Origin of the sequence: Bacteroides muris (ex Fokt et al. 2023), assembly GCF_024704895.1 — a bacterium.
Lineage (GTDB): Bacteria > Bacteroidota > Bacteroidia > Bacteroidales > Bacteroidaceae > Bacteroides > Bacteroides muris.
On record NZ_JAMZEE010000020.1, the window covers coordinates 67,149 to 76,341 of the forward strand.

The window sequence follows — 9,193 nt, forward strand, 5'->3', positions numbered from 1 at the left end:
TTCTCAGTCTTTAAAAATTAACGTTTACACCAATTGATACAACTCTCTGCAAAGGATACAACTTACCCGAACCAGATTCTGCCAAGTCGCCCGTAGCTTCAGGGTCAAAGATGTCGGACAGACTGGTGAAAGTAAGCAGGTTGTCGGCCGATACATACAGACGAAGTCCGGTCATGCCTGCCTTCTGTATCCATCTCTGCGGGAAAGTATATCCCAACTGGATGTTCTTCATACGCAAGTAAGCACCATTCTGCAGGTAACGTGTCTGCGTCTGTGTGTTTCTGCCGCCACCGAAGTTCACTTTCGGATAGTAAGCATTCAGGTTGGCTCCCAAGGGGTCACCTTCCGGACGCCAGAAATCCCAGTGTTCCTCGAAACCGGCAGACTGCCATTCGTTACCTTGTGCATTGGCACCCCAGAAGTAGTTACCCGTCAACCACAGGTCACGTTTTCCAATACCCTGGAAGAATACGCGGAAATCAAAACCTTTGTAAGCCGCATCCAGTGTCAGACCAAATTTATAGCGGGGTGTGTTGTTACCGATAATCTGATAATCACCCGTATCACCCAGTTTGGAAGAACCGCTGCTGATTTTGCCGTCGCCGTCCAAATCGGCATACATGATATCGCCGGCTCCCCAGCCACTACCCAAAGCAGATTGGTCTACCTTGGCAAGGTGTGCATCCATCTCTTCCTGAGTCTGAGCTATACCGATAGTGGTATATCCCCAAATGTCACCCAGCATTCTGCCATTGTAATAAGAACCGATGCTCATGGATTCGTTGGGATAGCGGGTAATCTTCTGACGGTCGTCAGACAGTACCAGCTTCGCTCCGTACGAGAATTCGCCTATGCGGTCTCTCCAGCCCAGTTCCAATTCCCATCCATAGGATTTCATATCGCAATTGTTCACCTTCGGAACAGAAGTTCCCAAAGCATTCGACAGTTCGGGAGCAGGACCTACCATGTCCTTTGTCTTACGCACGAAGTAGTCGAACGAACCGGTCAAACGATTGCTCAGGAACGACCAATCCAAACCGAAGTCCAGTGTTTCCACCGTTTCCCAAGTAAGGGCGGCGCTCACCATTCCCGGATTAGAAGCATAGTTCGGACGGCTTCCGTTCACCAGCCAACCGTAATTGCTGCCATTAGGCATCGACTGTGCAAAAGGATGCCACGGGTCGTTAGTGTTCACGTTACCCAACTGTCCCCAAGAAGCTCTTAACTTCAGGCTGCCCAGCTCTATCTTTTCGGCCACATCCTGGAAGAATGCCTCATTGGCAATGTTCCAACCTGCCGAGAACGACGGGAAGAATCCCCACTGCTTGTCTCCTACAAAACGGGCCGAACCGTCGTAACGGCCATTGGCCTCGAACATATAACGGTCTTTGTAGCTCCAGTTGATACGGCCGAAGAAACCAGCCACGGAAGTATGGTCATAACCTCCACTGGCAGTCGGGTCTTCGGTAGCTGTATTCAAGGTCGGTACATTGGGCGAAATCAATGTATTCTTCTGGGCCGAGATGTTTCTCGTTTTATAAAGTTCGGCATTGAAACCTGCCATTACCTTGAAGTAATGCCCATTGTCAAATTGCTTAAAGTAGTCCGAATAGATATTAGTGGTATAGTAATTCTCTTTCCAAGAATATTCGTTCACGCGCGAAGAACCCGCAGAATAACCACCATATCCCATGTCCCATACGGTATAATAAGGATTTCCTTCCACGTCATAGGCCTGTACCGGAAGCACTTCCCAGTGCTGGTATTGCGTGGTAGTGCGCACACTTCCCTCCAAGTTGATTTTCCAGTTCTTGATAGGTTCGAATATCATGTTCAACTGGTTGGTGAAAAAGTCCTTCTGGCTGTTCTGCTTACCGCCGTTCTCCATTTGTTCCACTTCGCCTTCATCCATCGGGAATCCGTTCGGGTCGTAAGCCGGATGTACAGGCCATTTACGCGCCAGATTGTGGAAGAATTGACCGGTCAGGTACGTCGGACGATTGAAATCCTCGCGCGTCCATTTAGTATTCAGAGTCACCTTGAACCAATCTGTCACCGCAGTAGAAATCTTCGCATTCAGCGTATAGCGCTGGAAGTTGTCCGAGCCATGGTTAATCAAACCGTCCTGGTCCAGGAAACTGCCGCTCATCATGAACTGCGTCTTTTCCGAACCACCGTTGATACTCACATTATGCTCGTGCGAAGGTGCCCATCCGCCAAAGAATTCGTCCATCCAGTCGGTATTGCCATTGGCATTGGACCACTTTTGCCAGATACCTGAACCGTTGTCCACGGTAGTAGCCTTCAAAGTACCTTCCTGATACTGCTTGATACGCTCCATCACTGCATCTGAGAAGATAGCTCCACCGCCTCGATTGCTGCTGGCACGGTTAAAGTACTGCGCGAACTTATAAGAATCCATCACATCCGGCAATCCGATGGCATTGCTGAAACGCACGTTACCGGAATAGCTCACATTCGTTTTACCGCTCTTACCGCTCTTCGTAGTAACCAGAATCACACCAAACGAAGCACGCGCACCGTAAATAGAAGCCGAAGCGGCATCCTTCAATACGGATACCGATTCAATATCATTCGGATTCACCGTGTTCAAGTCACCTTCGATACCGTCAATCAAAATCAACGGAGCAGAAGAAGAACCGTCGCCAATCGTACCCGTACCACGGATATTGATGTTCAGACGGCCATCCAGCGAACCACCGCTGTTGCCCACCGTCAAGTTCAATCCCGGCACCACGCCCTGCAAAGCCTGCGAAGCATTAGCCACCGGACGGGAAGCAATCGCTTTGGCATCTACCATAGCTACAGCACCTGTCACATTTACCTTGCGCTGGCTGCCGTAACCCACTACAACTACCTCTTCGAGTGCCTGCGAATCGTCCTCAAGCACAATGTTCAACGGAGTACCGTTCCATACCACCTCCTGTGTGCGGTATCCCACAAAAGAAATCTGGATAACGTCTCCCTTCTTCACATTGGGGATAGAGAAATCCCCGTCAATTCCCGTAATGGTACCCACGGTAGTTCCTTTTACCACTACCGACGCTCCGATAACGGTTTCACCGGCCATGTCTTTTACCACACCCGTACACGTACCACTCTGCTGAGTCATCAGTACATTGTCCATACCGTAATCAGCTACTGCATACGCTGTTCCTGCAGAAGTACTCAAAAAGAACAGCATCATACTGACTGTTTTTAGTCGTTTCAACATAAAAGTGATTGTTTAATGTTAACAAATGTTTTTATTCCATCTATCAATAAATCCATCAGGCTTGTCTACATTATATTAATTGCAGTGCAAAGATATACAACTTTTTATTATAAAAGCATATAATAAAAAAATATTTTAAATATTCATATATGAATCACCCATGCTTAGTTGTTGTAAGAAGGGCAAAAATAAATATTAAAGTATATGGAATCTCAATATACTCTAATCATTATAATACATCCAGAGAAGATTCTATGCAATTTGCATTGTTTTTATAACTAAGATATGTGTTTTTAAGAAGGTTTACACTATCTTTGTGACCGTTTTAATACGCAAAACCTATGGTAAGAAAGTTCGATTTTCTCGTTATCGGCTCCGGACTTGCCGGTATGAGTTTTGCGCTGAAGGTAGCGCATAAAGGAACAGTAGCCCTCATCTGCAAGGCAGGTTTGGAAGAGGCAAACACTTATTTTGCACAAGGAGGTATCGCCTCTGTCACCAATCTGGCCGTAGACAACTTTGAAAAGCATATAGAAGATACCATGATTGCGGGTGACTGGATCAGCGACCGTGAAGCCGTAGAGAAGGTGGTGCGCAATGCCCCCGGACAAATCGAGGAGCTTATCAAATGGGGAGTGAACTTCGACAAGAAGGAGAACGGAGAATTTGACCTGCACAAGGAAGGCGGCCACTCCGAATTCCGTATCCTCCACCATAAGGACAATACGGGCGCAGAAATACAGACAAGCCTCATTGAAGCCGTAAAGCAGCATCCCGACATCACCGTACTGACCGACCACTACGCCGTGGAAATCATCACCCAGCATCATCAGGGAATCATCGTGACCCGCCACACTCCCGGCATCAAGTGCTACGGCGCCTACGTGCTGAACGAAGCGACGGGCGAGGTGGACACCTTCCTTTCCAAAGTCACCATCATGGCAACGGGCGGTTGCGAAGCCGTTTACCGCCACACCACCAATCCGCTGGTGGCCACGGGAGACGGCATTGCCATGGTATACCGTGCCAAGGGAGCAGTGAAGGACATGGAATTCATCCAGTTCCATCCTACAGCCCTTTTCCACCCGGGAGACCGCCCCTCGTTCCTCATCACCGAAGCCATGCGCGGTTATGGCGGCGTGCTGCGCACCAAAGACGGAAAGGAATTCATGCAGAAGTATGACCCGCGACTCTCGCTGGCCCCGCGTGACATCGTGGCACGTGCCATCGACAACGAAATGAAACAGCGCGGTGAAGACCATGTGTATCTGGACGTCACCCACAAAGACCCCGAAGAAACCAAGAAGCACTTCCCGAACATATACAAGAAATGCCTCAGCATCGGCATAGACATTACAAAGGAATACATACCGGTAGCCCCCGCCGCCCATTATCTTTGCGGTGGCATCAAGGTAGATTTGGACGGACAGAGCAGCATCCGCCGTCTGTACGCCATAGGCGAATGCTCGTGCACCGGACTGCATGGCGGCAACCGCCTGGCAAGCAATTCACTGATTGAAGCCGTGGTTTATGCCGACGCGGCAGCCAAACACGCGCTGAGCGTATTGGAACGTTATGACTTTAACGAAGATATCCCCGAATGGAACGACGAAGGCACCATCTCCACCGAAGAGCGCGTCCTCATCACTCAAAGCATGAAGGAAGTGAACCAGATTATGGAGGCATACGTGGGTATCGTACGAAGCAATACCCGGCTGACACGCGCCTGGAACCGTCTGGACATCCTCTATGAGGAGACAGAAGCCCTTTTCAAGCGGAGCAAAGCCACCCGCGAACTGTGCGAACTGCGCAACATGATAAACGTAGGGTATCTGATAACCAAGCAAGCCATGGAGCGCAAGGAAAGCCGCGGACTGCACTATACGATAGACTATCCGCACGCCGGGAAATAAAGCCAAGCTACCATAGGCAAAAAGTTGTGCCAACATAGTGGCAAAGTTGTGCCATCGCATTGGCAAAGTTGTGCCACTATGTTGGCACGGAATGCGGACACCGGCAGGGACATTTAAATGAAACGCCTGGATACTCTGAAGAAAGTATCCGGGCGTTTTGCGTTATCCATGCCTGCACAAGCAGGGAGCGTTATCAATAATTAGACTTTTTCACCTCAAAGTGAGCCTGCGGATGCAAGCAAGCCGGACAAACCTCGGGTGCTTCCTTACCAGTGTAAACGAAACCACAGTTACGGCATTGCCATACCACTTCGCCTTCCTTGGCAAATACACTGGCAGTCTCTATATTCCGGATAAAAGCCCGGTAGCGTTCCTCGTGTCCCTTCTCGGCAATAGAGATGTTGCGGTACATGGCAGCAATTTCAGGAAAACCTTCCTGTTCTGCAATGTCAGCAAACTTAGGATAGTCCAACGACCATTCTTCGTGCTCACCGGCAGCAGCTTCCTGAAGATTTTCCAGCGTAGTGCCGATAACACCGGCAGGATAGCTGGCTGTAATCTCTACCATGCCACCTTCCAAGAACTTGAACATACGTTTTGCATGCTCCTTTTCCTGGTCGGCTGTCTCCGTAAAGATAGCAGCAATCTGTTCGTAACCTTCTTTTTTAGCCGCACTTGCAAAATAAGTGTAGCGCATTCTTGCTTGTGATTCACCGGCGAATGAAGTCAGCAGATTCTTCTCTGTCTGAGTTCCTTTAACACTCTTAGCCATAGTTTCTTTTTTTTATTAGTTAATGTAATTACGTATAAATATCGTTCGTCTTGTTTATAAATAACACAAAATTATGAATTTAGTTTAAAACAGCCACACTTTTGCCTCATCAAATCTACCTATCGTCTTATAGAAAGAAGTTATCTCCAGCGATAATCCGAAAAGGCATTACAGACATAATTAACAGCACATATCTGATAAACAAAACAAAATACATCATAGTTGTGTTCACTAATATCCATTATTTTATCTACTTTTGCAGGCAATTTGCAACATGTACATTACATTCTGTATAAGAAACATATAAAAAAAGTAGATTATAATGAAAGCGTTCGAATTCAGACCAAAGCTATACACGGCTTTAAAAAATTACTCAAAAGAACTATTCATGGCAGACTTGATGGCAGGTATCATCGTAGGTATCGTTGCCCTTCCGCTGGCCATTGCATTCGGCATCGCCTCCGGCGTATCACCGGAGAAAGGTATCATTACGGCTATCATAGCCGGTTTCATCATCTCCCTGATGGGAGGAAGCAAGGTGCAAATTGGAGGACCGACCGGTGCGTTCATCGTCATCATTTATGGCATCATCCAGCAATATGGTGAATCGGGGCTGATTGTCGCCACACTGATGGCAGGCGTACTGCTTATCCTGCTGGGAGTGTTCAAGCTGGGAGCCGTCATCAAGTTTATCCCTTATCCCATCATCGTAGGTTTCACAAGCGGTATCGCCGTCACCATCTTCACCACGCAGATTGCCGATATCTTCGGACTGACGTTCGGAGGCGAGAAGGTTCCGGGAGACTTTGTAGGAAAATGGATAATTTATTTCCAACACTTCGATACAATCAACTGGTGGAATACACTTGTAAGTATCATAAGTATCTTTATCATCGCCATTACTCCCCGGTTCTCGAAAAAGATTCCGGGTTCGCTCATTGCCATCATCGTGGTGACAGTAGCCGTCTGGCTGATGAAGACGTATGGAGGCATCGACTGCATCGATACCATCGGCGACCGTTTCAGCATCCGTGCCGAACTGCCTGAAGCCGTGATGCCTGCCCTGGACTGGGAAGCAATAAAGAATCTGTTCCCCGTCGCCATCACAATCGCCGTACTGGGTGCCATCGAGTCTCTGCTCTCCGCCACTGTGGCCGACGGTGTAATCAGTGACAAGCACGACTCCAACACAGAATTGATAGCCCAGGGTGTTGCCAACATGGCTACTCCGCTGTTTGGCGGCATACCTGCCACCGGAGCCATTGCACGTACCATGGCAAACATCAACAATGGAGGGAAAACTCCCGTAGCCGGCATGGTGCATGCAGTGGTATTGCTGCTCATCCTGCTGTTCCTCATGCCGCTGGCACAGTATATACCGATGGCCTGCCTGGCGGGTGTACTGGTCATAGTATCCTATAACATGAGTGGCTGGCGCACGTTCAAGGCATTATTGAAGAATCCTAAATCGGATGTCACGGTACTGCTGATTACTTTCTTCCTGACCGTCATCTTCGACCTGACCATTGCCATTGAAGTGGGCTTGGTGATTGCCTGCGTGCTGTTTATGCGCCGTGTCATGGAGACTACCGAAATATCCGTCATCAAGGATGAAATAGACCCTAATTCTGAAACGGACATTGCCAGCCATGAAGAACACCTGATAATCCCAGAAGGTGTGGAAGTGTACGAGATAAACGGTCCCTACTTTTTCGGCATCGCCACCAAGTTCGAAGAAACCATGGCACAACTGGGCGACCGCCCCAAAGTACGTATCATCCGCATGCGCAAAGTCCCGTTCATCGACTCTACGGGTATTCACAACTTGACCAGCCTTTGCGAGATGTCTCAAAAGGAAAAAATAACCATCGTGCTCTCCGGTGTCAACGAAAAGGTACATAAAGTATTACAGAAATCTAGCTTCTATGAGCTGTTGGGTGAAGAAAATATCTGTCCGAATATAAATGTAGCACTGGAAAGGGCCAAGAAGTTGTTATAAAGGGAACTTTCTCAAAATAAAAAAAATCGAAACATCCTAATTTATAAATCATTAAGTTAGAGTACGAAAATCCCCCTATTTTAACCCTTAGTTTATATAAGGACAAAATTAGAGGGATTTTTTCTGCTTGCAGTTTCAATCCAGAAGTTTTTCAATTCTCAAATTCTATTTTGAGGCAGCCTCTTCCTCAAGCTTGCACCGATGAAATTATAGATTTCTTATCTCATCTATAGGAAGTCCGGTGGTTCCGGTTATTATTTCTGTTGCCAGCCCCATCTGCTTCATGTTTCGGGCTATCTCTTTTTGTTTTTCTAATTTGCCTTCGGCTAACCCCTGCTGTAATCCTTGCTGTAATCCTTGCTCTATGCCTTGCTCTATACCTTGCTCTATACCCTGCTCTATACCTTTTGCTATGCCTAACTCCAACCCTTTCTGCTCAGCCGTTTTTATCACGCTGTACCAGTCACGATAATTCTTCAAACTATCTTCATATTCTATCAACTCCACTTTATTGAAGTTTGCTATCTCAGCAGCGCGGAACAAACGTTCGAACACGCGCTCTTGAAGCGCCTGAGGACGATCCATCAGACGCGAGAGATTACGCAGTACAAACATCCATTTATCAAACATGCTTTCCAGTTCATGTTCCTCCTTATTGAATTTGGGCATTTCCAGATAGATGAACGTCAACTTGTCATAAAACACTTTCTTTGTATGTACATCGGCAAGCTTCACTTCGTGATAAAATTGATCAATACCGGAATCATCGCTGAAGATGAAGTTCAAGATACCTATGGTATAGACTGCTTTCAGGCCATAGTCCCAATCCTGTCCCTTAACGGCTTGCTCACGAATGGGAAACGTGGCATAATAGATGCTACGTTCCTTGAAGAAAGCTTGTTCTCCTTTTTGCATCTCTACCAAGAATTTCTCCCCTCGGTTGTTCTCACAATAGATGTCGAACACTGCCCGCCGATCACGCTCTTGCGTCCCCAGATGTTCGGTATTCAAATAGGTGACATCCGTAATTATCTGTTCGCCAGGCAACAATGCATTCAAGAAACTGATGAGCAACTCTTTGTTCAGCTCCGTGCCAAACAATAGTTTAAAAGCAAAATCAGTATAAGGGTTCACATAACGCTCGCGCAATCCTTCACTTCCCATAATCATTTATTCCTCATTATTGGTTCGACAACAACAAAATTATATAGAAAAATCGAGTTTTTCTACACCGGCACAATAAAAACCGAGGCCAACCCTGAAACTCTGCTTCA

At 47.3% G+C, this 9,193-nt stretch carries 5 protein-coding genes; 2 read left to right on the forward strand and 3 right to left on the reverse strand.

What is annotated here, in order from left to right:
- Positions 1-10 precede the first annotated feature (10 nt).
- Positions 11-3,235 (reverse strand): SusC/RagA family TonB-linked outer membrane protein, encoded by a 3,225-nt coding sequence (locus tag M1B78_RS09950; RefSeq protein WP_430732569.1) that lies wholly within the window; start codon positions 3,233-3,235, stop codon positions 11-13.
- Positions 3,236-3,576: 341 nt separating this feature from the next.
- Between M1B78_RS09950 and nadB the strand changes: the two genes are divergently transcribed.
- On the forward strand, positions 3,577-5,148 hold the full coding sequence (gene nadB, locus M1B78_RS09955; RefSeq protein ID WP_136009135.1) for an L-aspartate oxidase: 1,572 nt from the start codon (positions 3,577-3,579) through the stop codon (positions 5,146-5,148).
- 193 nt (positions 5,149-5,341) lie between these two features.
- On the opposite strand, the gene rbr is transcribed toward nadB, so the two are convergent.
- On the reverse strand, positions 5,342-5,920 hold the full coding sequence (gene rbr, locus M1B78_RS09960) for a rubrerythrin (RefSeq protein ID WP_257940571.1): 579 nt from the start codon (positions 5,918-5,920) through the stop codon (positions 5,342-5,344).
- Positions 5,921-6,242: 322 nt separating this feature from the next.
- Here rbr and M1B78_RS09965 point away from each other — a divergent pair, with 322 nt between their 5' ends.
- Positions 6,243-7,919, forward strand: coding sequence for a SulP family inorganic anion transporter (locus M1B78_RS09965; protein WP_136009131.1), 1,677 nt, complete (start codon positions 6,243-6,245; stop codon positions 7,917-7,919).
- Between the two features lie 207 nt (positions 7,920-8,126).
- Here M1B78_RS09965 and M1B78_RS09970 read toward each other — a convergent pair whose 3' ends face one another.
- Positions 8,127-9,083: an Rpn family recombination-promoting nuclease/putative transposase gene (locus tag M1B78_RS09970; protein WP_257940572.1), complete on the reverse strand. Its 957-nt coding sequence runs from the start codon at positions 9,081-9,083 to the stop codon at positions 8,127-8,129.
- Between the last annotated feature and the right edge of the window lie 110 nt (positions 9,084-9,193).

Excerpts from the sequence above, each read along its gene's own strand:
- M1B78_RS09965 (WP_136009131.1), top strand. The coding sequence starts at position 6,243 with ATGAAAGCGTTCGAATTCAGACCAAAGCTATACACGGCTTTAAAAAAT.
- M1B78_RS09950 (WP_430732569.1), bottom strand. The coding sequence starts at position 3,235 with ATGTTGAAACGACTAAAAACAGTCAGTATGATGCTGTTCTTTTTGAGT.
- rbr (WP_257940571.1), bottom strand. The coding sequence starts at position 5,920 with ATGGCTAAGAGTGTTAAAGGAACTCAGACAGAGAAGAATCTGCTGACT.
- nadB (WP_136009135.1), top strand. The coding sequence starts at position 3,577 with ATGGTAAGAAAGTTCGATTTTCTCGTTATCGGCTCCGGACTTGCCGGT.
- M1B78_RS09970 (WP_257940572.1), bottom strand. The coding sequence starts at position 9,083 with ATGGGAAGTGAAGGATTGCGCGAGCGTTATGTGAACCCTTATACTGAT.